Raw genomic sequence first — 23,425 nt, 5'->3', positions numbered from 1 at the left:
CTCAGTTGACGTTGCGCACGAAGCGGTTGGCGAATTTCAGCAGCCAGGTGACGAACACGACGATGATGACCAGATAGGCCATCGCCAGCATGGTGCCGTAGCCGACATTCGAGCGGTCGCGGTATTCGCGGTAGATGAAGCTGGAGACGGAATCGGTGGCGCCACCAGGCCCGCCCGAGGTCACCGTGATGATGATGTCGGCCAGCTTCAGCTTGAAGATGATGCGCAGGATCACCGCCGTCACCGACACCGGCAGCATCAGCGGAAAGGTGACCTGCCAGAAGGTCTGCCACGCATTGGCGCCATCGACCCGAGCGGCTTCGAGGATCTCACGCGACATCGCCTGCAGGCCGGCGAGCAGCATGATCATCATGAACGGGATGAAGGTCCAGGCATCCAGCACCATGATCGAGATGCGGGCGATGATCGGATCCGAGAAGAAGGCCGGGTTTTCCCAGCCGAGATGGCGCGCCAGTGTCGCCGCCGGCCCGAAGCGATATTCCATCAGCGACTTGCCGACCATCCACGACACCGCGACCGGCGACAGCATCAGCGGCATCAGGAAGACGACGCGGAAGAATTTGCGAGCCCGGATCTGCGCGTTGAGCAGCAGCGCCAGTCCGAAGGCTATGACATATTCGACCAGCACGGCGAGCACGTAGAGCACCATGTTGAACAGGGCATTGCGATAGTAGGGATCGGCCAGCATCTGCCAGAAATTGTCGAGCCCGTTGAACCTGCGGCCGCTGAAGGAGGAGAGGTTCCAGTCGGTGAGCGCGATGTAGAAGCCGAACAGCGTCGGGAAGATCACCATGGCGATGGTGAACAGCAGCGCCGGCAGCAGGAACAGCGCGCGCTGGCCGTCCTCGCCGCGTGTCAGCACCTGGCCGACGCCGAGTGCCACGCCCCACAGTACATAGGCGTAGACCACCGGCCGCCATGTCTCGAAGCCGATCGTATCGACCTCGCTCTTGTAGAGGATCTGGACCAGGATCGTTGCCAGCAGGCCAAGCGTCGCGGCTGCCATCACCGCCCAGCCCAGGCGTTTGCGGCCTGGCGGTATCAGGTCGGAAGGGACGGCGTTTGCCGGCCAATCATTGGTGGGCAAAATCTGGTCAGCCACGCGTCTCATCCGGTTGCAGAAGGCACTTCGCGACCGGCGATGCCGGTCAAGACAGGGTCCGACGGCTTTCGTCGCCGGACCCCAGGTTCACGCCACCATCAGGCCAGGCCGAGCGAGGCCTTGTAGAGCTTGATCTGCTTTTCGCGGCCGATCTGGTCGGTGAGCTTTTCCCAGGCGGCGGCGATGGCATCGGCGCCTTCCTGCGCCTTCATCTTGCCGGCGAAGGTGTTGGCCAGAATGTCCTCGGCGGCGGAATAGTACTGGAAGATGCCGGGGATGCGTGGCTCGATCGCCGCGTTCGGATGGTTGTAGCTGTCGCCTTCCGACTTCAGATACGAGGTGATGAAGGCCTCGTCGTAGCCGGCCGCCACCCATTCCGGAATGTCGAAGTGGGAATTGCGGTAGGGCTGGAAGCCGGACGGATACATCGCGGTCCAGATCGACAGGTCCTTGCCGCCGAGATGGGCGGCGGCGGACCAGGCCGCCTTCTTCTTCTTCTCATCCTTGTCGACGCGGGCCATGACGTAGACGCCCCAGCCGAGATAGGCGCAGTTCGGCGAATAGTTCGGCCCGCTTGCCAGCTTCTCCCATTTGCCGGTCTTGGAATTGTAGACGTCGTCCGAACCCGGCAGGATCGAGAAGCCGGTGACGTCGCCGATGACCGAGGAATCGTTGGTCTTGACGTTGGAGCCGATGTCGCCCCACCAGGGGATCATCGAACCCGTGCCGGCCAGGAACTGCTGGAAGCCGGTGGTGTTCGGGTCGGCGTTGATCTGGTCCGCCGGTTCGGAAGGCAGCGCGTCGATCACGTCCTGGATGGCGCGCACCCAGGCCGGATTGTTGATGCGCGGCTTCATCGTGTCGGCGTCGAACAGCCAGGCCTTGTCGTCGGGATGCTTGGCGTAGGCGGTGGCGCGGCTGCCGAGGAAGTAGAAGCCGAAACCGCCCCACGGCTTGGGCGCGTCGAGGTAGCCGTAAACGTCCTGGCCCTTGAATTTCTTGCCCTTGAGGAACTTGGTGACGGCCTGCACCTGTTGCCAGGTCTTCGGCACGCCCCATTCGCCTTCACCGCCGCCGTCCTTCCACTGCTTGGCGAGGTCGGCATCGGCGAACACGTCGGTGCGGTAGTTGAAATTGTGCGTGTCGCCGTCGATGGTGACGCGATACTGCTTGCCGTCCCAGGTGCCGACCGGCGGCTTCAGATAGTTGACCAGATCGTCGAAATCGATCTGCTTCTTGACCCAGTCGGGCATTTCGGAGGTGAGGCCCTTGCCGCAGACATCGCCTTCGAAGGGCGCGCCCATCTCGATGATGTCGAAGTCGACGGTGCCGGTGGCGATCGACTGCTGCAGGCGGGCGTTGTAGTCGGCCTGCGCCAGGTCGATCCAGCTGATCTTGGCGCCGGTATAGGCCTCCCACGGCTTCAGGAAGCCGCGGAACAGCACATTGTGCAGGTTCTGGTTGTTGAGGCCCATGAAGGTCAACTCGACCCCGGCGAATTCGCCTTCCTTGACATTGGCCTTGGTCGCCTCGAGGCAGAGTTCGCCGACCTTCTGGAAATCGGCATCGGTCGGCTGACCTTTGCCAACGCCGGGAATTTGCAGGATCTTCGAGCGCAGTTCGCTTGCGGCGGAAGCAGGACGCGTCAAGGCGCCGAGCCCGGCGCCGGATGCCGCCGCGATCGCGGCCATGCTGGCCGCACCCTTCAAGATGTCGCGCCGCGTGGCGCCGGCACGCACCAGCCTATCGTAAAGACCTGTTCTCATTGAACTATTCCTCCCAGAATCAGTGTGAATCGATGTGGCCACCTGTCGGACGCTGAAGCACATTTGTGCTACCGGCTCGGATATGAATTAGGCAGGACCCCACCCTGCGTCGATTTTGAATTCCCTGCGCATCGGTGCCGACATTTGGACCAGCGCCCACCACTATTCTCACAACCAAACGCCGTGTCAACGAGGCCGGGTTTTTATCTATAAGAGACCGACTTGCCCTGACAGGTCGCGTTGGTTAGCTTCTGCGCCTACGGCCAGTTGGAGCCGGTGGGGGAGAGATGGCTCAAGTCGCAATCAGCAAGGTGGCCAAGGCGTTTGGAACCGTCAAGGTTCTGCACGAAGTCAGCGTCGACATCGCTGACGGGCAGTTCGTGGTGCTGGTTGGCCCCTCGGGTTGCGGCAAGTCCACGCTGCTCAGGATGGTGGCCGGGCTGGAGACCGTTTCCGGCGGCACGATCGCCATCGGCGACCGCGTCGTCAACCATTTGCCGCCGGCAAAACGCGACATCGCCATGGTGTTCCAGAACTACGCGCTGTATCCGCACAAGACGGTCGAGCAGAACATGGCCTTTGCCCTCAAATTGCGCAAAACCGACCCGGCCGTGGTTGCCGAGCGGGTCAAGCGCGCCGCTGACATTCTCGACCTCAACCCCTATCTGAAGCGTTATCCCAGGCAGCTTTCCGGCGGCCAGCGCCAGCGCGTCGCCATGGGCCGCGCCATCGTGCGCAATCCGCAAGTGTTCCTGTTCGACGAGCCGCTCTCCAACCTCGACGCCAAGCTGCGCGTGCAGATGCGCACCGAGATCAAGGAACTGCACCAGCGGCTGAAAACCACAACGATCTACGTCACCCACGACCAGATCGAGGCCATGACCATGGCCGACAAGATCGTCGTCATGCGCGACGGCCGCATCGAGCAGGTCGGCGCGCCGCTGGAACTGTTCGACCGGCCCGCCAATCTGTTCGTCGCCGGCTTCATCGGCTCGCCGTCGATGAACCTGCTCAAGGGAGTTGTGCGCAAAGGCGACAAGCCCGGCGTCGACATATCGGGCACGGTGTTTCCGATTGCCGACAATGCCGCGCAGGACGGGCAGGCCGTCGTCTACGGCGTGCGTCCCGAGCATCTGGAAATCCATCCCGATGGCGTGCCGGCGAAAATTTCGGTGGTCGAGCCGACCGGCTCGGAAACGCTGGTGTTCCTGCGCTTCGGCGACGGCGAGATGGTGGCGCTGTTTCGCGAGCGCCACGACTTCAAGCCCGGCGATACGCTGACCCTGAAGCCCAGGCTCGACCAGATTCATCTTTTCGACGCCGAGACCGGCCAGCGTCTCTGATCTCAACGTCTCTGATCTCAAACGGACTTCACGAGGACTATCATGCTCAAAGGCATCAATCCGCTGCTCAATGCCGACGTGCTGCAGGCATTGCGGGCGATGGGCCATGGCGACGACCTGATCATCGCCGACACCAATTTCCCCTCCGATTCGGTGGCGCGCCAGACGGTGCTCGGCCGGCTGCTGCGCATCGATGCGCCAGCTGCGGAAGTGGTGAAGGCCGTGCTGTCGCTCTATCCGCTGGATACGTTCGTCGACGACGCGGCCGCGCGCATGGAAATCGTCGGCAAGCCGGACGAGATACCGTCCGTGCAGAAGGAAGTGCAAAGAGAAATCGACGCCGCCGAAGGCAAGTCCTGGCCGATGCTGCCGGTCGAGCGCTACGCCTTCTACGAGCGCGCCAAGCAGGCCTATTGCGTCATCCAGACCGGTGAGCGCCGTTTTTACGGCTGCTTTGCCTTCCGCAAAGGCGTCATCCCGCCGGATGCGGAGTAGGGATATGGCCGCCGGAAAGCCTGTTGTCATTTTGGGCGTCTTCGTCGCCGATACCGCCTATCGTGCCGATCGCCAGCCGCGCATGGGCGAGACGATTCTGGGCAATTCGTTCAAGCTGGGCCCGGGCGGCAAGGGGTCGAACCAGGCGGTGGCCGCCGGCAAGCTCGGCGCCGACACCACCTTCCTGACCCGCCTTGGCGTCGATGCCTTCGCCGACATGGCCAAGCGGACCTGGCAGGATGCCGGCGTGAAAAGCGCCGTCATCGACACGCCGGACAGCTATACGGGCGCCGCCTATATCTTCGTCGAGGAGGGAAGCGGCAACAACGCCATCATCGTCAGCCCGGGTGCGGCCATGCTGATCTCGCCAGCAGACATCGAGGCCAATGCCGCCCTGATTCGTACTGCCGGCGTCTTCGTCACCCAGCTCGAACAGCCGATCGACGCGGCGCTCAGGGCGCTGGAGATCGCGCGCGGGGCAGGGGTGACGACCATCCTCAACCCTGCTCCCGCGGCAAAGCTTCCCGACCGCATCTACACGCTCTGCGACTATCTCACGCCGAACGAGACCGAGACGGAGGAATTGACCGGCATGAAGGTCTCTTCGGTCGATGAGGCGCGGGCCGCCGCTGGCAAGTTGCTCGAAAAGGGCGTTGGCACGGTCATCGTCACGCTCGGTGACAAGGGCGCGCTGCTGCACTCGAAGGGACGCTCCGAGCATGTCCCCGCCATCAGCGCCGGGCCGGTGGTCGAAACCACCGGCGCGGGGGACGCCTTCAACGGCGGCTTCGCCGCGGCGCTGTCGCGAGGCGTGGAACCGCTGCAAGCGGTGCGCTTTGCCTGCGCCGTCGCCGGCATTTCGGTGACGCGGCCCGGCACCGCGCCGTCGATGCCGACGCTGCAAGAAGTCGAGGCACTGCTGGCGAAGGGTTGAGGCACGCGGGACACCGGCCATCAGGCTGTTCCAGTCTCAGCGCAATTCTGGGAAAATGCGCGGCGCCTTCCCTTTGGAATTGCGCCAAAACAAAGAGTTAGGGCAGTTTGCCGTTTCCGTAGAACGGCAAACTGCCCTGGATGGCAAGCGGCGATAGCCCGATCAGCTATTGCCTGACATAGCAGCGCTTTTCGTCGCCGGGAGCGGGATCGCCGAACGTATCATTGTCGCATTGGACGCCGTTGCGGAACACGTCCTGCGTGAATCGGCCGCGTGCTCCGTACCTGACCACCTTGCGGCCATAGAAATCGCAGAAGTCGCCTTCATCGGCACAGGGCTGCCATCTCTCGCGGCGCGGTTCGTCGTAATTGTCATCCGACTGGTCCCGGCCGCGCATCACGATGAAACACGACTTTGGCCTGCCCGGCGCCGGGTCACCAAAAACGCGATTTGAACAGGGCACCGCGTCTCGGTCGAAATAGCGCGAGGTTGTGCGGCCCCGGGCGCCATAGACCACTTCGGCGGGATACGGCAGACGGCAGATTCCGCCCTCGCGCGCGCATGGCTGCAACCGGTCGGCCGACGCGGTCGCGGGGAAGAGGGCGGTAGCGACAGTCGTCGCGCCGCCCAGGTACATGAGCGTGAATAATGTGCGCATAGGAATGTTTGGTGCGATTGACACGATAAGTCCTCCAAGCCGTTCAGGCAGCATATTAGTGCAGCTCCGCTACCTGCAAAATGAATCCAGCGCTTTGTGGGCGAATCCGCAAGTGGGATTCGCAAGGTCAAACGCGGCTCAAGCCCGAGTCGTTCCAGGAGCTCATTTCCAGCCTATTGGAGTGGCGTCGTGTTTGCCAGATTGCCGCGCAGGCATAGCTGCATTTTTGACACCGGCTGCGAAAACAGTCGGTCGCGCGATCCGCGCGGCGGCGAACGACCACCGACCACCAGGTCATAGAGCCGGCGACAGGCGCAAAAGACCGCGCCTTGGCACTTCATGTCTGAAAGTGGATTCTGACAATCCATGTCGGCATTTCCCTGTACCAAGGATTGCTATCCTTGAGGGAAATGGCGCGAGTGACGGGGCTCGAACCCGCGACCTCCGGCGTGACAGGCCGGCACTCTAACCAACTGAGCTACACCCGCGCATTGACGAGCACGTGTCAGCCGTGTTCGTCGTTGGGGCGCTGGATAAGGGGTTCGCCACCGGGTGTCAAGCGCACCAAACCATCATAACAACAAACTGGAGAAGGTTTTTTGACAGCCGGCGTTTTGTTCGCAAATCAGGCCCACGGAGAGGGACGTCACCTGTTCATTTGGTCTTGCGAAGCCGGCCCCGACCGCTTAAAGGTCCGCGCCGGAGCGGGCGATTAGCTCAGTTGGTAGAGCGCTTCGTTTACACCGAAGATGTCGGCGGTTCGAGCCCGTCATCGCCCACCATTCCAGCGTTGGCTAGCCCAGGCGCTCTCGCACAGGAATGATCGGAACAGAAGTCGCTCGAGAAGATCGACCAGACTCGACTTGACGATCGAATAGCTGGGGCGCGGCCGAGAGGCCCTTGTCTTCCGCGATCACACCATAGGCTAATGCGGTCACGCGGTTCACTATACAACCAGCAGCGGTCGATTCCTCCGGGATGTAGCCACTCCAAAAGCCCGCCGCGGGTCGCTCCCGTGGCGGGTTTTTTGTTGATCAGGGGTTGCAGGCCACCGGGGCGGGCTCCTGGCGCCACTTCTGGGCGGCTCGCTCTGTGTCGTGCGAAGGAGCTGCGTTCTCAAGGCGGCACCATCCGGAAATCCTTGCCCTCGGGCAGCAATTGCCCGCCATCGACGACAATGGTTGTGCCGGTGATGTAGCTGGCGTCGTCCGAGGCAAGGAACAGGAAGGCATTGGCGACGTCGCGCGGGCTGCCGAGCCGGCCGAGCGGGATGGAATCTTCCATGTTCTTGATATAGGCGGCGCCGCGATGCTGCTGGATGGCCTCTGTGAGGATGTTGCCGGGCTCGACGCCGTTGACGGTGATGCCGTAGCCGGAGAATTCCAGCGCAGCTGCCCGGATGAAGCCGTTGATACCTGCTTTGGTCGCCGAATAATGGCCGTGGCCGGGGCTTGTGACATGCGGCCCGGTGATGGAGGAGGTGTAGAGCATGCGTCCGGAGCGCTGCGCCTTCATCGGCACCAGCGCGGCGCGGGTGGCGTTGAAGGTACCGCGCAGATTGACGGCCATGACGCGGTCCCAGTCGTCGGTGCTGGTGTTCTCGATCAATTGCCAGGGATAGATGCCGGCATTCTGCACGATGATGTCGAGCCTGCCGTGATGCTTCAGCGCCAGTGCCACCGCGGCCTCGGCGTCGCGCATTTGCGAGATGTCGGTGCCGATGAAGGGGATACCGAGCTCGTCCGCGCTCGCTTGCCCGGCCTCGGCCTCGCTGTCGGCCAGCACCAGCTTTGCGCCTTCTTCGGCGAAGCGAAGGGCAATGCCCTTGCCGATGCCGCGCGCGCTGCCGATGATCAGCGCCACCTTGTCTTTCAGTCGTGCGGTCATGCGAGCCGTCCTGTCATGCCAGTCTTTGGCGAATGGTTTGCTTGAATGCGTCGAGCAGCACGGCCGCAAGCACCAGCAGGCCGTGAATGACCTGGGTGAAATTGGCCGGCAGCCCCATCAGATTGATCGCCGTGTTGATGGCCGAGAGCAGAAGCACCCCGGCATAGACGCCGGGCAGGGTGCCGACACCGCCCTTCAGGCTGACGCCGCCGATGACGACCGCGGCAAAGGCGTTGAACAGCAGGCCGACACCGAGATTGGCGGTGGCGCCCGAGGTGCGGATCGCCAGCAGCCAGCCGGCAAGGCCGGCAATGGCGCCGGCCAGCACGAAGGCGATGATGAGGTTGCGGTTGACCCTGATGCCGGCGCGGAAGGTCGCCGTTTCGTTGCCGCCGATCATCACCAGGTGCCGGCCAAACGGCGTCTTGGCCAGGATAAGCGAAAAGACGACGAAACAGGCGATGGCGATCCAGGCGGTGAGCGGCAGGCCGATCAGCCGCTGGATGCCGAACCAGCGGATCGCCGGCGCCAGATCCTGCGCCGAGCGGCCGCCTGAAATCACCAGCACCAGGCCGCGCACCCAGATGTAGGACGCCAGCGTGATGATGAAGGCGCTCATCTTGACCTTGACCACCAGAAACCCGTTGAAGGCGCCGATCAGGCCGCCCACGGCCAGCGCCAGCAGCAGCGACACCGGAACCATCAGCCATTCCGGATGCACTTGAACGCCAAGGCCGATCCCGGACGAGCAAAACAGGATGCCCACCGCCATCGCGCTGAGCGCGGCGACCGATTCGACCGACAGATCCATATGGCCGGCGATGATGACCAGCGCCAGGCCGATCGACATGACGCCGAGCACGCTGGAGGCCTCGATGATGTTGGCGAAGATGCCGAGCTGGAAATAGTTCGGGATGAAGATGGAAAACACCACCAGCACGAAGACCAGCATGAACCAGACGAGGTTGTCGAGGACGAGCTCCAGGGCATGGCGGGTGCGAGGGTTCATGGGCTGATCCGGCTGGCGCATGACCCGGAGATGGTGCTCGAAGGGATCGCGCGCGTATTGGAATTGCGGGGAAACTGGCTCCGGGCCGAGAGGGCCCGGAGCGTATCGGGCGACGTGCCTATTCGACTGGCTTGACTGTATCGGTCGGCGGCTTCTGGTTGCCCCAGAAAGCGGGATTGTCGACGTTTTCCTTGGTGATGGCCGCACCCGGGATCTTGATGTTCGGGCCCCATGCCTCCTTGGTCACGGTCGACTTAAGGCCAAGCACATCGTATTCGCCGGGCTTGATTTCTTCCTTCTTGACCACCTTGTCCATGAACATGGCGACGGCCGCGGCCTGCGCGTAGAGCGGCTGCTCGACTTCGACGTTGAGCCAGCCCTTGCGTATCAGGTCGAGGCCGACCGGCGCGCCGTTCGAGCTCATCAGCATGACGTCGCCCGGCTTCTTGCCGGCGGCCTCGAGCGAGGCGACGGCAGCGACCGAGAGATGCGCGGCATGGCTGAAGATCAGGTCGATGTCGGGGTTGGCCAGCATCTGGTCGGCAACGATGGTACCGGCGTTGCTGGCTTCCCACTGCATGGCCGGAAGCGAGATGATCTTGACGTCCGGGAACGCCTTCATCTTCTCCTCGAAACCCTTCTGGATGTCGAGCGTGTAGGGATCGCCAGGGTCACCCAGCACCTGCAGGACCTTGCCCTTTACCGATCCGTTCTTCGCCTTCAGCAGCTTCTCGGCCTGGTCCGCGGCCACATAACCGATCTCGACCGTACCTGCCACCGAGGTGAAGTCGGAAGGCGTCGACGTGATCTGGCGGTCGAATTCGACCACCGGGATGCCTGCGGCGCGCGCCGCTTCGATGGACGGCTTCAGCGCATTGAAGTCGACGGCGGCCAGCACGATTGCCGCTGGCTTGAGCGCAATGACGTCGTTCATCTGCGATTGCTGGGCGTCGGTCTTGTTGTCGGCGTTCAGCGATTTGAAGTCGTAGCCGACCTGCTTCAGGAACAGCTCCAGAGCGCTCACCGAGCCGGTCTGAAACTCATCGAGCAATGTCGGTACCAGATAGTAGACGGTTCCCTTCGACTGGGCGATTGCCGGCGTGAGCGTGGCAAAGGCCAGTGCCAGGATACCGAAGACAGCAAGAAGTATTCGCTTCATGTCGTTCGCTCCTCTAGCGCCGGACCCCTCTTTGCCCCTCAGCCCGCCGGTCCGGCACCGGCAAGCGTCTCCCCGGTGATCATGTTGATCACCGCATCGGGACTTGTTTTGTTGCGTGCGACATCGCCGGCCACGATGCCTTGCCGGATCACAACGATCCGGTCGGCGACCTGAAAGGCCTGCTGCATGATATGGGTGATGATGACGACGCCGATGCCCTGGCTCGCCACCTGGCGGATCATGTCGAGACCGCGCCGCGTCTGCTCGACGCCCAGCGCGGCGAACGGTTCGTCGAGCAGCACCAGCTTGCCGCCCCAATGGACGAAGCGGTTGAGCTCGATGGCCTGCCTCTGGCCGCCCGAGAGATGCTCGACATTGGTGCGCAGCGAGGGGATGCGGGTGCCGGCGCTGGCCAGCGCCTTGCCGACGACGGCTTCCATGGCGCGCTCGTCGAGCACGGGAATGCCGAGCACCTTCCTGGTGATCTCGCGGCCCATGAAGAAATTCGCCACCACGTCGACATTGGTGCAGAGCGAAAGGTCCTGGTAGACGGTTTCGATGCCCGCCGCCTTCGCCTCGGCCGGCGACCTCGCCAGGAACTCCTTGCCCTCGAACAGCATGCGGCCCGAGGTCGGTTCCAGCCCGCCGGCGATGATCTTGACCAGCGTCGATTTGCCGGCGCCGTTGTCGCCCAGCAACGCCACGACCTCGCCCTTGCCGATGGAGAAGCTGATCCCCTTCAGGGCTTCGATCGCGCCGTAGTTCTTGGTGACGTTGTCGAGCACCAGCAGCGGTTCGCTCATGCCGCGATCTCCTTGGCCGCCAGAAGATCGCGGCCGCGTTCGCGCTCGGCGGCGAACATCTGGCCGAAGCGCGGCGACAGCACACCTGAAACCGCAAGGGCGGCGGCGCCGCGCAACACCGAATGTTGCCCGCCGCGCGCGACCATCAGCCGGGGCGCGATGCGGTCCTTGCGCGCCGAGACGGAGTTGTGCAGGCCGTCGGTCGAACCAGCCAGCCGTTCGAGCAGGTCCGTGGACGCCAGCCCGCCGAGGATTACCGTTTCAGGGTCGAACAGGTTTTCGATGACGGCGATCGCATTGTGAAAGATCGGCGCGACTTCCATGACCCAGTCGGCCTCCGTGCCGTTCCAGCGCCCAAGCGCCTCGAGCGAGAGGTATCTTTCGAGGCAACCCCGGTTGCCGCAGGGACAGGCCTCGCCGCCGGGAACGACAGGGATGTGGCCGACCTCGCCTGCATTGCCCCAGGCGCCGCGCTGCACGCTGCCGTCATGGACCATGACGCCGCCAAGGCCGACGCCGAAATAGAGGTAGTAATAGTCGGAGAATTGAGCGCCGAGGCCGTAGAGCCGCTCGCCCATGGCCGCCGCAACCATATCGGTTTCGAAGAAGGCCGGCAGTCCGGTCGAGGCCGCCAGCCGCTCGCGCAGCGCCACGTCCTTCCAACCGGTCATCGTGGTCGGACCGACAAAACTCATGGATTCGACACCGAACGGTCCGGGCAGGGCGAGACCAACCCCAAGCACCCGTCCGCCGGCGCGCAATCCGGTCAATTCAACCACCATCGCGCCGATCAGCTCGAAGGCATGGTCCGGCGTTGCGTTCGGCGCTTCCCGGTAAATACCCTCGATCACGTCGCCGCTCAGATTGATCAAGGCGGCATCGATGCCGAGTGGGGTGATGTGGATGCCGACGGCATAGCCGCCATCGGGATTGATGCGCAGCGTCGCCGGCGGCAGGCCGCGCCCCTTGGGCTCCTCACGCAGGGAGAGGATGTATCCCTGTTCTTCCAGTTCGCGAACGATGGTCGATACGGTCTGGACGGTAAGCCCGACGCGGCTGGCGATCTCGCCGCGGGCGATCGGTCCATGCAGGCGGATGGATTCAAGCACGATGCGTCGGTTGTACGGCCGCCCGAACTCCTGATTGGTCCCCCGCAATGCCATGCCTTGCGCCCCTGGTTGACGCAAGGTTCGCATCAAAGATTTATTCAGTCAAATGGAATTCAAAAATAATTCGCGAGCAACATCTACCGAAGAATGCCGCAAGCCGCACCGGGCTTAGGACCTGTGCACGTGACGCCCTTGGCCGATTGCCGCCATGGCGAAACCGCTTCAATGGTGGGCGAAGCTCGCAACCGTTGAACACAGCATGGAGCAAAGATGATCGAACTGCCGTTTGCCCGCGACGAATACCAGCAGCGGCTTCGCAAAATCCGCGCTGAGATGGCCAAGCGCGGTCTCGAGCTCCTTGTCGTCAACGACGTTGCCAACCAGCACTACATCACTGGCTATGATGGCTGGTCATTCTACACGCCACAGGTGGTGCTGGTCCCCTTGGAGGAGGTTGAGCCGGTCTGGATCGGGCGCGCCATGGACGCGGCCGGTGGTCTGCTGACGGCCTGGATGAAACCCGAGAATGTTGTTGGCTTCCCGGAGGATCACGTTCAGCGCGCCGACCGCCACCCCATGGACTGGATCGCGAGCTGGATCGTCGCCAAGGGCTGGGGAAACAGGCATATCGCCATGGAGCTCGAGGCCTACTACTTCTCGCCGAAGGGGCACGCACGCCTCGTCGCCGGCCTTCCCAACGCAAAATGGCACGACGCCGATCTCTTGGTGAACTGGATCCGCGCGGTCAAATCGGCGCCTGAAATCGCCTATCTGCGCAAGGCCTCGACGCTCGCCGAAGCGGCTGTCGCGCGGGCCTTCGAGGTGATCGCGCCCGGCGTGCGCGAATGCGATGCGATTGCGGCCATCCAGGCGGCGCAGATCGCCGGCAGCCCTGACTTTGCCGGCGATATCACCGCGCTTCCGCCGACCATCCTCGGCGGCGAGAACGCCTCGGCCCCGCACATCATGTGGAGCGACAGGCGATTTGGAGACAACGAGACGATTGCGCTGGAACTCGCCGGTGTCTGCCGCCGCTATGCCGCCGGGCTGGCGAGGACGATGCAGCTCGGCAAGACGCCGACGCGCGTCGCCGATACGGCGAAGGCGGTGATCGAGGGCATGGACGCGGTGCTCGATGCGGTCAGACCAGGAACGACGGCCGAAGCGGTCGAGGGCGCATGGCGCAAGGTCATCCAGCGCTACGGACTGAAGAAGGAGTCGCGCATCGGCTATTCCATCGGCGTCGCCTATCCGCCGGATTGGGGCGAACACACGATCAGCCTGCGGCCCGGCGACAAGACGGTGCTTGAACCCGGCAATGTCGTCCATTCCATCCTTGGCATGTGGATGGATGGCTGGGGCATTGAGGTCAGCGAGACCATTCTGGTCACTGAAGCCGGCAACGAGACGTTGACGAAGTTCCCGCGAGAGATCCATGTCAAATCCTGAGGGGGCGGCCATGGCAGACGATGTTGCCGGTCCCGGTGCGGTCGATATCGACGCCGGCATCCTCGACAAGATGATCGAGATCCGCCGCCATCTGCACCGCAACCCCGAACTGTCGAACCGCGAGGTGGAGACGCAGCGCTATCTCAGGCAGATGCTGGCGGGCGAGGGAATATCAGACATTCGCGACGTCGCGGGCTTTGGCCTGTCGGTAGACATAGTCGGCACTGGCAAGCCGTCGAACCGCAAGGTAGCAATACGCGCCGACATCGATGCCTTGCCGATCGAAGAAGAATCCGGTGTCGACTATTCATCGACGAATCCCGGCGTGATGCATGCCTGCGGTCACGACGCCCACGCCTCGATGGGCTTCGCGGTTGCCGCGCATCTGCATCGATCAAGAGCCGATTTTGGCGGCACCGTGCGCCTGATCTTCCAGCCCGCCGAGGAAGACTCGCCCTCGGGCGGCAAGCGCGTGGTGGAAGAGGGGCTGCTCGACGATATCGACGCCGCGATCTGCCTTCACGTCGATCCGTATACGCCATCCGGCAAGATCGCGGTCCGTTCGGGTCCCTACACGCTGGCGTGCGATACGTTCGACGCCGTCGTCATCGGCGAGGCGGCCCATGCGGCAAAGCCCTATGAGGGCATTGATGCGATTGCCGTGGCCTGCTCCATGGTCGGAGAATTGCAGAAGATCGTGTCTCGCGAGATCGACCCTTACGATCCGCTGGTCATATCAGTCACCGGCATCAATGGCGGCAGCGCCTACAATGTCATCGCCGGCAAGGTCGCCTTGAAGGGCACCATTCGCAGCGGCAGCGACGTAACCCGCGAGCGCGCCTGGCGGCGCGTTCGTGAAATCCTGGAGGGCATGGCGGCGAGCCACGGAGCCAATGTGGAACTCACCATCCACAAGGGTGAGCCGGGGGTCGTCAATGATGGCGAGTTGGCCGAACTGATTGCCGTCAGCGGCAAGGCCTGCATCGGCGTCGACAATGTTCTCGACACATCAGGCTGGACCATTGCCGACGATTTTGGCTACTACAGCGAGAAGCGTCCTTCGGTCTATTTCCGGCTCGGCATCCGCAATGAGGCGGTCGGATCGGTCTATCCGCTTCATCATCCCAAATTTCGCGTCGACGAGGCCGCCATGAAGATTGGCGCAGCCACGCTGGTTGCGGCGGCGACCGGATTTCTGTCAACGCAGCCGGAAAATACAGACTGAGCGCTCCAAAAGCCGTCTCTTGCAAACCTGCACGAGCCGGTTGGATGCCTGCTCAATATTTGATGACCCGGCGCTCGACCAGCACCACGGCACAGAACAGAACGATCGACAGGCAGGACGACAGCACGATCGCCGCGTAGAGCCGGTCCGACTGGTAGTTGAAGCTCGCCTGGATGATCAGCGCACCGAGGCCCTTGTCCGATCCGATCCATTCGCCGACGATGGCACCGATGACGGCCGTCGCCGAGGCAATCCTGAGCGAGGAGAACAGCATCGGCAACGCGCGGGGCAGGCGCAGGCTCCAAAAAATCTCCGAACGCGTCGCCGAGAGCACGCGGAACAGTTCGTGCTCGTTGTCGCTGGCCGAGTCCAGGCCGCGGATCATGTTCACCAGCGTCGGGAAGAAGCAGATCACCGCCGCGATGACGATCTTCGGCGTCATGCCGAGCCCGAAGATCAGGATGATGATCGGCGACAGCGCCAGGACCGGAATGGTGTTGAAGAACAGCACGATCGGAAAATAGGTCGCCTGCAGAATGCGGTTGTGCACGAACAGGATGGCCAGCAGAACGGCGGCCAGATTGCCGATGACGAAACCGGCCAGCGCCTCAATCAGCGTTGGCCTCAGATTGTCCATGAGCAGAGCGAAATTCTTCTGGAAGACGCCTGATATGGCGGTCGGGGTCGGCACGATATAGGCCGGCACGCCGAGAAGCGGCAGCAGATATTGCCAGGCGAGCAGCAGCGACGCCGCGCCGAGAACGGGCAGGGCGATGGATAATTGCGGCGAGAGCGGCGCCGGCCTCATGATGCCTGCTCCAGCGCGGTGCGCAATTGCGCCATGGCGGCGACGATGGCCGGGTCTTCGCGCGTGCAGCGATTGCCGTCCTGTTTGAGCGGCCGCATGTCCAGATCCTTGACCAGCCGCCCCGGATTGGCGGCAAGGACGATGACGCGCTCGCCGAGATAGGCGGCTTCAGCGATCGAATGGGTGACGAACAGGATCGTCGTGCCCGTGCGCCGCCACAGATTGAGAAGCTCGTCGTTGAGGCGGTCGCGGGTGATTTCGTCCAGCGCTCCGAACGGCTCGTCCATCAAAAGCAGCTTTGGCTGGCCAAGCAAGGCGCGGGCAATCGCCACACGCTGGCGCTGGCCGCCGGACAGCTGGTGCGGCAGGCGTTCGCCAAAGCCGGCAAGCCCCATCAGCTCCAGCAATTCTTCGCTGCGGTCCTCGATCTTGCGCGTCAGGCTGCCTTGCCCGACGCCAAGCGGCAGCCGCACATTGTCGCGCACCGTGCGCCAGGGCAGCAGCGTCGAGTCCTGGAAGACGAAGCCGACATCCCTGCGCGAGCGCACCGCGTGCGGCGTGTCGCCAAGCACGCTGATGGTGCCGCCGAGCGGGTCAAGCAAGTCGGCCACCACCCTGAGCAAGGTCGACTTTCCGCAGCCGGACGGCCCAAGAATCGACAGGAAGGAGCCGGCCTCGACGGCAAGGTCGAGGCCGGAAAGCACCTTGACGGCCGTCTGGCGTCCGCCATAGCCGACGTCCAGCCGGCTGGCTTCGATTGCGTTCGGTATTAGATCGGCATCACGTTTATTCGTCATGCCAATCTAGTTCTTTGCTGGAGCATGATCTTTTCCAAAAACAGGTTCCCACTTTTTGGGATCATGCTCTAGGCGGCCGGCGCGTCGAGCTTTGGCCGATCGGCGGCCGAAAGTTCGAGGATCTTGGTGGTGTAGACGTCGGCCGCCTTCGGGCGTCCGTTCGGGTACTGGCCAACCTTGTCGAGCAGCGCGAGTTGCTCTTCGATCGAGGCGGGGTCGAACGTGCCCCAGCCGTCCTTGGCCGTCGCGCCGTCGAAGGACAGTTTGAGCACCAGGTTGACGGTCTTCTCTTCCCAGCCGAGGTCCATTTCGGGATAGGCGGCCACCATCTTCTTCACCGCCTCCTGCGGGTTGGCGTGCACCCAGCCCCAGCCCTTGGCGACCGCGCCGATGAATTTGGCCAGCGTGTCCGGGTCCTTTTCGATCGCCGTGTCGGTGGCGAAATAGACATCTGCATAGGAATTCAGGCCGAGATCGCGCACCAGAAGGTCGATACGGTCGTCGCCGACGACGCTCAGCGCCTGCGTGTTGGTGATCCAGCCGCCAATGGCGTCGACATCGCCGCGCACCAGCGGCCCCTTGTCGAAGCCGACATTGATGACGGTGAGGTCGGATGCGCTCATGCCGTTCTTGGCCAGGATCTCGTCCATGACGAACCGTGCCGTCGGCTGGATGCCGATCTTCTTGCCCTTGAGGTCGGCGACGCCCTTGATCGGGTTAGAGGCCTTCGAAGTGAGCGCATAGGGGCCGGTGCGGAAGCCGCAGGCGATGATCTTCACCGGTACGCCGCTGGCGCGCGCCGAAAACAGCTGAGGCGTTTCGGAGAATTGGCCAAGTTGTGCCGCGCCCGAGATCACCGGCGGCACGGTCGAGGCGTTCGGTCCGCCCGGGCTGAATTCCACGTCGAGCCCGGCATCCTTGAAATAGCCGTTGGCGACGGCGGCGATGTCGCCGATCTGGCCGTTGGACATCAGCCAGTCATACTGGATGACGACCTTGCCGGCGGCCTTCGCGCCTGGGGTCAGCACCAGCTGCATGCCGCCCGATGCCAAGGCAACGGCCGTCAGGCCGGATTTCATGAAGCCGCGGCGGTTCATGTCGTAATTCCCATTCATTTTTCGCTCCTGTTGCAAGACTGTTTCGTCTCTTCATTGCGCGCCGTTCCCTTGGCGCGGTGTCGTCTACGGCTGTTCGTCGTGATAGTCGCCGGGGCCGCCGTCGAGCCAGGCGTAGAGTTCCCAAAGCGTGTCGTCCGGGTCGGTGAAATAGGCGCAGCGTGCATTCCAGACATAGTTTTCGGGCGGGCCATAGAACGGCACACCCTTGGCCGTCAGTTCGGCATGCAGCCGGTCGATGTCACCGGGTGCATCGAGCTGGACGGCGACGCAGACCTTGTGCGCATGGCGCGGCGAGCGCAGTTTCGAGACGCCGGCATGCTGGCCGATATGGTCGATCTCCCAGGCGGCCAGCGTCACGCCTTCGCCGTGGAAGTCGGCGAAACCCTCGGCGCGGCGGCGCAGGCGGAAACCGAGCTTGTCGACATAGAATGCAACGGTCCGCTCGATATCCTCGACCAGAAGACAGACGTCGGAAATGCGGGTGATGCTTGCGGCGGCCAAGCTCATTTCCCTCCGCCCGTGCGTTCGCCGCGCGCAGAAGGCAGCTTGACGCCGACACGGTTGGCCGCGCCGATGATGTGCGCGCGCATCGCGGCTTCCGCCTTTGCCGGGTCGCCGGCGACCAGCGCCTCGTAGATGCGCACATGCTCGCCGACATTGACCTCCACCAGATCGTGCAAGGGATTGGTCTGCCGCGCGTAATAGATCGAGCGGCGGATCTGTTCGCAGACGAAGGAGATGAAGGTGTGGATGTAGCTGTTGCCGGTCGCGCGGGCGATTTCGCGGTGGAACAAAAGGTCGGCATCGATACTGCCGTCTTCCCAGCGCTCTTCGCCGCTCATCCGGTCGAGTGCCGCCTTAATCGCGTCGAGATGTTCCTGCTCGCGCCGTTCGGCGGCAAGGGCGGCGGATTCCGCCTCGAGGATGCAGCGCAGCTCGAAGAGCCGCTCCATGTTCTGCCCCTCTTTCAGCGTCTCGCGGTCGATGCGGATCGCCGCGCGCTGTTCCGGCGCCAGCACGAAGGAGCCGATGCCTTGCCGCGCCTCGACCATGCCGTCGGCGCGCAACTGCGCGATCGCCTCGCGCACGACGTTGCGGCTGACGCCGAATTTTTCCGAAAGCTGCTGCTCCGTCGGCAAAAGGCTGCCCGGATTGAGGTCGCCGGACTCGATCTCGCGGCTGAGGAAGGCCGCGACCCGGTGCGGCAGCGCCTCGACAGTGCCGATGGCGGCCAGTCTCTGTTTCATGAAGAAGTCTCCGTCGCGGGAAAGAGGCAGCCGGGGTTCATCAGCCCGTCCGGATCGAGCGCATCTTTCAGCGTGCTGACGAGCCGGCGCTGGACTGCGGACATTCCGGTCCAATAGACGCTTTGGCGGGTGCGTCCGATGCCGTGCTCGGCACTGATCGAGCCGCTGAGGGCGTTGACGATGTCGTAGAGGCCGGCGGTGATGGCGGTACCCCTGGCGCGGGCAACGGGCTCGGCAAGGTCGAGCGGCGGCAGAACGTTGAAATGGATGTTGCCGTCGCCAGCGTGCCCATAGGCCTGGGAAATCCAGCCCGGATGCCGCAATTCGATAAACTGGCGGGCCTGGGCGATGAGCGTGGGGATGTCGGAGATGCGCACCGAAAGGTCGGTGCGCACATGGTAGCCGCGCTTGGCCTGACCCTCGACCAGTCCCTCGCGGATGGCCCAGAACGCCCTGGTCTGCGCGCCGCTCTCGGCCAGAACGGCATCGGTGACGAGTTGTTCTTCCATCGGGCCGGCAAGGAAATCCACCAGCAGGGCGCGCAAATCGATCGCGGCGCTCGACGACAATTCGATCAGCACATGGACAGGCGCGGCGACCGGCGCGACGATGTCCGGGTCGGTGAGGCGCGCCAGCTCCACGCATTCCGCACCGATGATCTCGAAGGCGGATATGAGGTCGCAGCACTGGCGTCGGGCGCGCCTGAACAGCGATACCGCCGCTTCGAATGAGGGGAGCCCCAGATAGGCCGTCTCGACCCTGCCGGGTTTCGGAAACAGCTTGACCTCGACGCCGGTGATGATGCCCAGCGTGCCCTCGGCGCCGATGAAAAGCTGCTTCAGATCATAGCCGCGGTTGTCCTTGCGCAGGCCGGAAAAGCCGGTCCACAATTCACCGTCGGGCAGCACAACTTCCAGGCCGACAATGAGGTCGCGGGCCATGCCGTAGCGCAGCACGTTGACGCCGCCGGCATTGCTGGCGGCGTTGCCGCCGATCTGGCAGCTGCCTTGCGCGCCGAGCGCCAGCGGAAACAGGCAGTCCTGCTCGTCGGCTGCGTCCTTGATGTGCTGCAGGATGCAGCCGGCATCGGCCTGCAGGATGAAATTGTCGGCGTCGACGAGGCGGATCCTGTTCAGCCGCTCCAGGCTGATCACCACCGCGCCAGGTGCCGTGCCGATGTCGATCGCGCCGGCGACAAGCCCGGTGTTGCCGCCTTGCGGGATCACCGCCAGCCCAAGCTTACCGCACAGCCGAACCGCGGCCTGCACCTCGGCGGCCGATGCCGGTTTCAGCACGGCAAGCGCGCCACCATGATGATCGCCGGACCAGTCCACGAGGTATTTCGCCATGTCGGCCGTATCGGCGGCCACGCCGCTTTGCCCCAGCACATGCTCCAGGGCAGCGAGAAGGTCAGGCGAGATGCCGTGGATGGTCATTGTCTGGCCGGCTTTGGTTGGGGTGCGTATGGTTATACATATCATCCTACAACTGAAAAGCTGTCAACGGGTAGGCAGCCTCACAGAGGGCTCCTGCACAGAAAAGCCGACAGCTGTCCGGCCGATCCCTGTGCCCTAAATAGGAGGTATGGATACGATCTATGCCTTGCTGGTCTTCGCGGCGGCCATTGCAATCATCTATCTGGGCGGCCGGTGGAATACGTCGGATACCGACCACTATATGGGCTTCGAAAATCTGCGTTCGCCCCGCAGGAAAGCCCGCAAAGGCGACAAGGATCCGAAGAAGGAATGATAAGCCGCGGGGCGGCGGTTACCTGACCGGCCTTGGCGTATCGGTCCGCCGATAGGCGCCCGGCGCCTCAGAGATACTGGGCGACCTTCTTGCCGACGGTGAGGAAGCGCAAGGGATCGATCGCTTCGCCATTGTGGCGCACTTCATAGTGCAAATGCGGGCCGGTCGAGCGGCCGCTGCTGCCGGTCTTGCCGACGATGGCGCCGGCGTCCAGTTTCTCGCCCACGCTCACGTCGATTTCGCTCAAATGTCCGTAGCGGGTCGCAAAGCCATTGCCGTGGTCAACCTCGACCATGCGGCCATAGCCGCCGTTCCAGCCGGCCTTGGTGACGATGCCGGGCGCCGTGACCTTGGCCGCCATGCCGATGGGCGCCCTGAAATCCATGCCCGAATGGAGCGCCGCGGTGCCGAGGATGGGATCGGTGCGCACGCCGAACGGGCTGGTGACGGAGTGGCCGGGGGCGGGGTTGGCAAGCGGCAGCTGGCGCGCTTCCTTCTTCAGCTGGTCGAGCGTGTCGAGGGCTTCGTCCAGTTCCTTGACTTTGCTGTCGAACATCATCGAACTGTCGAGCGGGATCAGAGGGCCGCCGACATCGCTTTCGTTCTTGCCGAAATCGCTGTCGACCGGCAGTCCGGCCGCCTGCAGCGCCTGCTGGATGGCATCGGCGCTCTTATAGGCATTGTCCGCAAGCGTGCTGATGCGGGTGAGTTGCTCGTTCTCGATGGATTTCAGCGACTGGTTGATCGAAACGAACAGCTTGTCGGCGCGATCGGCGGCCGTATCGCTGGGCAGCGGATCCGTACGGGTCGACCACAAGGAGAACGGCCTTGTGTCGGCGGCACCCAGATCCGCGCCCAGGCTGGCGACCGCATAGTTCTGCGCGGGCTGGCTAATGCTGCCGGTCACTTCGGCGTGCTTGTCCGGCTTGGCGGTTGCGGCCGAATCCTCGGCGGGCGCGGCGCCGACCTCATTCTCCGCGCGCTCGAGCAGCGGGCCGAGACGGCCGTGGCGCTGGCTGAGCTGCGTCTGGCGTTCAATCAGTTCGCTGACCTTGTTTTCCATCAATTGCTGGTCGAGCAGCTGACGGCTGGTGATGCGGTCGACCTGGGCGCGAAGCGCCGAGATGCGGTCTTCGTAGGCCTGCTGCATGCGCGCCTGGCGCGCGGTGGTGGCGCCGATCAGATCGTCGCGCAGCACGAGATAGGAGGTCGCCAGGAGGTAGCCGATGGCAATGGCGGCCAGTGCCGAGCCGATGAATGCCGCGAGCCAGGGCCGGATCGTGAAATGCCTGATCTCATTGCCGCGGGCGATGATGACCGTATGGGGTTCCTTGCGCCTGCCGAAGACTGCGGACTGACCGGTTGCGTTCACGGGACCAAGCTTTCGTTTACGACATCACGACTGCCTGATTACACATCATTAAGGTTAACCGTCCGTTGACTTGGTGCAACCCGTTGCAACTCAAGGGGGGCGAGAGCGCTGGCGCCGCGGAAGCCAGCGTCTCGCGGTCCGTGATGTGGGAGGCGTCCCGCTAAAGCGGCTCGCAGAAGACGTGAGGATTCTCGAACTGCGAGAGATAGTCGACGTTAAACGTTGTACCCATATCCGCCTCTTCGCCGAAGACGTCGCCAAGGGCAGTGAAACGATAGCCACCAAAGAATGCGGCCAGCGCGGATAGGGAAGCCATTCGATTTGGCGAGAGGAAATTGTGGATTTCCAGATCAATTATCGGACGCATGGCCAGGACGCGGCTCATACCGCTCAACGCCTCAACCTCAAATCCTTCGACATCGACTTTCAGGAAATCGACACGAACATCGCCCGGCAGATCGCTATCCAGGTCAACGATGGAGATGGTGTCTCCACTATCCGAGCCGGCCTGCACCATGATGTTGCTCTGGTTGCGATCGTAACCAAATTGAGCGGGAGCGGCGCCAACGCCAACGGATCGAACCGTCACATTATGCAACCCGTTCAAGACCGCGTTGGCCCGGATCACGTCGGCATTCTCTGGCAATGCTTCATAGGCGATCACCCGGCCCGTGGGGCCGACTCGCTTGGCAAAAATCACGGTCATCATGCCGTGGTGGGCGCCGCAATCCACGACCGTCATCCCCGGCTTGATCCGATCATAGCACCACTTGCGCTCCGGCATGAACTGCTGCGGTGACGCCGCGTACCAGTGATGGCCGACCTCATTGGCGATGTGAAAGTCGAACACCAGGTCTTCGAACACTCTATCGCGGGCAATATAGGGCTTGAACGGAACGTCCGTTGGCGCGGTTTGTTCGATCGTTCCTTCTAATTTGGGCGCCGCTTCAACAGACGGAAACAGTTTCCTGGCAAGCGATTTAAACAAGGGTGGCCTCCAACGATCTGGTAGTGGGCAACCTATACTCGCACCTTTCTGGCAAGGCCACCTCAAACGCAACATGTTCCACCGGACACCAGCCTGGCTCCAGACCGCAGGAGGCAAGTACCATTGGACCGGAACTTCGCACGGGCTCTGACCGGGTGGTGAAATCGGAAGACGGCCGGCCTGATGATCCGGCCGGTTCCAGCAGCTTCGGCTAGGCCGTGTTCGACTTTGCAGTGTATAGTGGACCCCGGCAGGGCGGCGAAATAGCCAAGGGGCATCCATTGCGGCGACGAATGCACGTTGCGCGGGCAAAGGTTGCATGAAACGGCTAAGGGCGCGGCCACAATGCCGTGAAATCATGGCGATGAGCACCAGTCGGCTGCCAG

At 63.2% G+C, this 23,425-nt stretch carries 22 protein-coding genes and 2 tRNA genes; 7 read left to right on the top strand and 17 right to left on the bottom strand.

From position 1 onward, the window contains the following. Window position 1 precedes the first annotated feature (1 nt). Window positions 2–1,123: a carbohydrate ABC transporter permease gene (locus JG746_RS22450; RefSeq protein ID WP_202354720.1), complete on the bottom strand. Its 1,122-nt coding sequence runs from the start codon at window positions 1,121–1,123 to the stop codon at window positions 2–4. Between the two features lie 98 nt (window positions 1,124–1,221). Continuing rightward, entirely contained in the window at window positions 1,222–2,889 is a 1,668-nt protein-coding gene (locus JG746_RS22445) for an ABC transporter substrate-binding protein (protein ID WP_202354719.1), read from the bottom strand. Between the two features lie 287 nt (window positions 2,890–3,176). On the opposite strand from JG746_RS22445, the gene JG746_RS22440 reads away from it, so the two are divergent. Genes JG746_RS22440 through rbsK form a run of 3 tightly spaced genes read left to right on the top strand, consistent with a single transcriptional unit; the run spans window position 3,177 to window position 5,661 of the window. Next, on the top strand, window positions 3,177–4,232 hold the full coding sequence (locus JG746_RS22440) for an ABC transporter ATP-binding protein (protein WP_202354718.1): 1,056 nt from the start codon (window positions 3,177–3,179) through the stop codon (window positions 4,230–4,232). Window positions 4,233–4,274: 42 nt separating this feature from the next. Next, on the top strand, window positions 4,275–4,727 hold the full coding sequence (locus JG746_RS22435) for an RbsD/FucU family protein (RefSeq protein WP_202354717.1): 453 nt from the start codon (window positions 4,275–4,277) through the stop codon (window positions 4,725–4,727). 4 nt (window positions 4,728–4,731) lie between these two features. Continuing rightward, complete coding sequence (gene rbsK, locus JG746_RS22430) at window positions 4,732–5,661, top strand: ribokinase (protein ID WP_202354716.1); 930 nt, start codon at window positions 4,732–4,734, stop codon at window positions 5,659–5,661. A gap of 166 nt (window positions 5,662–5,827) precedes the next feature. Here rbsK and JG746_RS22425 read toward each other — a convergent pair whose 3' ends face one another. After that, window positions 5,828–6,373, bottom strand: a complete 546-nt coding sequence (locus tag JG746_RS22425; protein ID WP_244730382.1) for a hypothetical protein — start codon at window positions 6,371–6,373, stop codon at window positions 5,828–5,830. A gap of 357 nt (window positions 6,374–6,730) precedes the next feature. After that, window positions 6,731–6,807 (bottom strand) — tRNA-Asp (locus tag JG746_RS22420). 218 nt (window positions 6,808–7,025) lie between these two features. Here JG746_RS22420 and JG746_RS22415 point away from each other — a divergent pair. Then, window positions 7,026–7,101, top strand: a tRNA-Val gene (locus JG746_RS22415). Between the two features lie 334 nt (window positions 7,102–7,435). On the opposite strand, the gene JG746_RS22410 is transcribed toward JG746_RS22415, so the two are convergent. The 5 genes from JG746_RS22410 to JG746_RS22390 all read right to left on the bottom strand — a co-directional run bounded on the left by JG746_RS22410 (window position 7,436) and on the right by JG746_RS22390 (window position 12,340). Beyond that, window positions 7,436–8,206, bottom strand: coding sequence for an SDR family NAD(P)-dependent oxidoreductase (locus JG746_RS22410; RefSeq protein WP_202354715.1), 771 nt, complete (start codon window positions 8,204–8,206; stop codon window positions 7,436–7,438). A 13-nt stretch (window positions 8,207–8,219) separates the two neighbouring features. Beyond that, on the bottom strand, window positions 8,220–9,215 hold the full coding sequence (locus JG746_RS22405) for an ABC transporter permease (RefSeq protein ID WP_202354714.1): 996 nt from the start codon (window positions 9,213–9,215) through the stop codon (window positions 8,220–8,222). A 118-nt stretch (window positions 9,216–9,333) separates the two neighbouring features. Next, window positions 9,334–10,374: a sugar ABC transporter substrate-binding protein gene (locus JG746_RS22400; protein WP_202354713.1), complete on the bottom strand. Its 1,041-nt coding sequence runs from the start codon at window positions 10,372–10,374 to the stop codon at window positions 9,334–9,336. A 38-nt stretch (window positions 10,375–10,412) separates the two neighbouring features. Next, complete coding sequence (locus tag JG746_RS22395) at window positions 10,413–11,177, bottom strand: ATP-binding cassette domain-containing protein (RefSeq protein WP_202354712.1); 765 nt, start codon at window positions 11,175–11,177, stop codon at window positions 10,413–10,415. After that, the gene (locus tag JG746_RS22390; RefSeq protein WP_202354711.1) at window positions 11,174–12,340 is read right to left on the bottom strand and encodes an ROK family transcriptional regulator; all 1,167 of its coding nucleotides are present in this window, start codon (window positions 12,338–12,340) and stop codon (window positions 11,174–11,176) included. Before JG746_RS22390 ends, JG746_RS22395 begins: the two co-directional genes overlap by 4 nt. Before the next feature lie 216 nt (window positions 12,341–12,556). Here JG746_RS22390 and JG746_RS22385 point away from each other — a divergent pair, with 216 nt between their 5' ends. After that, entirely contained in the window at window positions 12,557–13,735 is a 1,179-nt protein-coding gene (locus tag JG746_RS22385) for a M24 family metallopeptidase (protein WP_202354710.1), read from the top strand. Window positions 13,736–13,745: 10 nt separating this feature from the next. After that, window positions 13,746–14,960: a M20 metallopeptidase family protein gene (locus tag JG746_RS22380; RefSeq protein ID WP_244730379.1), complete on the top strand. Its 1,215-nt coding sequence runs from the start codon at window positions 13,746–13,748 to the stop codon at window positions 14,958–14,960. 52 nt (window positions 14,961–15,012) lie between these two features. Here the strand turns inward: JG746_RS22380 and JG746_RS22375 are convergent, their stop codons facing one another. The 6 genes from JG746_RS22375 to JG746_RS22350 form a co-directional block, all read right to left on the bottom strand. Beyond that, window positions 15,013–15,768 carry an ABC transporter permease gene (locus JG746_RS22375; protein ID WP_202354708.1) on the bottom strand — a complete coding sequence of 252 codons (756 nt, stop codon included), beginning with the start codon at window positions 15,766–15,768 and terminating at the stop codon, window positions 15,013–15,015. Then, entirely contained in the window at window positions 15,765–16,565 is an 801-nt protein-coding gene (locus tag JG746_RS22370) for an ABC transporter ATP-binding protein (protein WP_446721052.1), read from the bottom strand. The genes JG746_RS22375 and JG746_RS22370 overlap by 4 nt, the downstream gene beginning before the upstream one ends. Before the next feature lie 68 nt (window positions 16,566–16,633). Then, window positions 16,634–17,662 (bottom strand): ABC transporter substrate-binding protein, encoded by a 1,029-nt coding sequence (locus JG746_RS22365; RefSeq protein WP_202359434.1) that lies wholly within the window; start codon window positions 17,660–17,662, stop codon window positions 16,634–16,636. 84 nt (window positions 17,663–17,746) lie between these two features. Continuing rightward, window positions 17,747–18,190 (bottom strand): VOC family protein, encoded by a 444-nt coding sequence (locus JG746_RS22360; RefSeq protein WP_202354707.1) that lies wholly within the window; start codon window positions 18,188–18,190, stop codon window positions 17,747–17,749. Further along, window positions 18,187–18,930 (bottom strand): FadR/GntR family transcriptional regulator, encoded by a 744-nt coding sequence (locus JG746_RS22355; RefSeq protein ID WP_183458557.1) that lies wholly within the window; start codon window positions 18,928–18,930, stop codon window positions 18,187–18,189. The genes JG746_RS22360 and JG746_RS22355 overlap by 4 nt, the downstream gene beginning before the upstream one ends. Further along, window positions 18,927–20,366 (bottom strand): FAD-binding oxidoreductase, encoded by a 1,440-nt coding sequence (locus tag JG746_RS22350; RefSeq protein ID WP_202354706.1) that lies wholly within the window; start codon window positions 20,364–20,366, stop codon window positions 18,927–18,929. Before JG746_RS22350 ends, JG746_RS22355 begins: the two co-directional genes overlap by 4 nt. Window positions 20,367–20,514: 148 nt before the next feature. Between JG746_RS22350 and JG746_RS22345 the strand changes: the two genes are divergently transcribed. Continuing rightward, window positions 20,515–20,679, top strand: a complete 165-nt coding sequence (locus tag JG746_RS22345) for a hypothetical protein (protein WP_202354705.1) — start codon at window positions 20,515–20,517, stop codon at window positions 20,677–20,679. Between the two features lie 67 nt (window positions 20,680–20,746). Here JG746_RS22345 and JG746_RS22340 read toward each other — a convergent pair whose 3' ends face one another. Together JG746_RS22340 and JG746_RS22335 are read right to left on the bottom strand one after the other, a co-directional pair. After that, a complete protein-coding gene (locus tag JG746_RS22340) occupies window positions 20,747–22,051 on the bottom strand; it encodes a M23 family metallopeptidase (protein WP_202354704.1) in 1,305 nt (434 codons plus the stop codon). A 160-nt stretch (window positions 22,052–22,211) separates the two neighbouring features. Beyond that, a complete protein-coding gene (locus JG746_RS22335) occupies window positions 22,212–23,039 on the bottom strand; it encodes an FkbM family methyltransferase (protein ID WP_202354703.1) in 828 nt (275 codons plus the stop codon). Window positions 23,040–23,425: the final 386 nt, after the last annotated feature.

The sequence above is a fragment of the Mesorhizobium sp. 113-3-3 genome (assembly GCF_016756495.1).
In the GTDB taxonomy this organism is placed as follows: Bacteria; Pseudomonadota; Alphaproteobacteria; order Rhizobiales; family Rhizobiaceae; genus Mesorhizobium.
Note: the sequence above shows the minus strand (reverse complement) of the source record. Positions and strands in the feature narration are given on the sequence as shown.

Bases quoted from the DNA above. Each gene is read 5' to 3' on its own strand.
- JG746_RS22355 (WP_183458557.1), bottom strand. From the start codon at position 18,930: ATGAAACAGAGACTGGCCGCCATCGGCACTGTCGAGGCGCTGCCGCAC.
- JG746_RS22365 (WP_202359434.1), bottom strand. From the start codon at position 17,662: ATGAACCGCCGCGGCTTCATGAAATCCGGCCTGACGGCCGTTGCCTTG.
- JG746_RS22370 (WP_446721052.1), bottom strand. From the start codon at position 16,565: ATGACGAATAAACGTGATGCCGATCTAATACCGAACGCAATCGAAGCC.
- JG746_RS22400 (WP_202354713.1), bottom strand. From the start codon at position 10,374: ATGAAGCGAATACTTCTTGCTGTCTTCGGTATCCTGGCACTGGCCTTT.
- JG746_RS22405 (WP_202354714.1), bottom strand. From the start codon at position 9,215: ATGAACCCTCGCACCCGCCATGCCCTGGAGCTCGTCCTCGACAACCTC.
- JG746_RS22445 (WP_202354719.1), bottom strand. From the start codon at position 2,889: ATGAGAACAGGTCTTTACGATAGGCTGGTGCGTGCCGGCGCCACGCGG.
- JG746_RS22360 (WP_202354707.1), bottom strand. From the start codon at position 18,190: ATGAGCTTGGCCGCCGCAAGCATCACCCGCATTTCCGACGTCTGTCTT.
- rbsK (WP_202354716.1), top strand. From the start codon at position 4,732: ATGGCCGCCGGAAAGCCTGTTGTCATTTTGGGCGTCTTCGTCGCCGAT.
- JG746_RS22440 (WP_202354718.1), top strand. From the start codon at position 3,177: ATGGCTCAAGTCGCAATCAGCAAGGTGGCCAAGGCGTTTGGAACCGTC.
- JG746_RS22350 (WP_202354706.1), bottom strand. From the start codon at position 20,366: ATGACCATCCACGGCATCTCGCCTGACCTTCTCGCTGCCCTGGAGCAT.
- JG746_RS22345 (WP_202354705.1), top strand. From the start codon at position 20,515: ATGGATACGATCTATGCCTTGCTGGTCTTCGCGGCGGCCATTGCAATC.
- JG746_RS22410 (WP_202354715.1), bottom strand. From the start codon at position 8,206: ATGACCGCACGACTGAAAGACAAGGTGGCGCTGATCATCGGCAGCGCG.
- JG746_RS22385 (WP_202354710.1), top strand. From the start codon at position 12,557: ATGATCGAACTGCCGTTTGCCCGCGACGAATACCAGCAGCGGCTTCGC.
- JG746_RS22375 (WP_202354708.1), bottom strand. From the start codon at position 15,768: ATGAGGCCGGCGCCGCTCTCGCCGCAATTATCCATCGCCCTGCCCGTT.
- JG746_RS22435 (WP_202354717.1), top strand. From the start codon at position 4,275: ATGCTCAAAGGCATCAATCCGCTGCTCAATGCCGACGTGCTGCAGGCA.
- JG746_RS22425 (WP_244730382.1), bottom strand. From the start codon at position 6,373: ATGCTGCCTGAACGGCTTGGAGGACTTATCGTGTCAATCGCACCAAAC.
- JG746_RS22390 (WP_202354711.1), bottom strand. From the start codon at position 12,340: ATGGCATTGCGGGGGACCAATCAGGAGTTCGGGCGGCCGTACAACCGA.
- JG746_RS22380 (WP_244730379.1), top strand. From the start codon at position 13,746: ATGGCAGACGATGTTGCCGGTCCCGGTGCGGTCGATATCGACGCCGGC.
- JG746_RS22395 (WP_202354712.1), bottom strand. From the start codon at position 11,177: ATGAGCGAACCGCTGCTGGTGCTCGACAACGTCACCAAGAACTACGGC.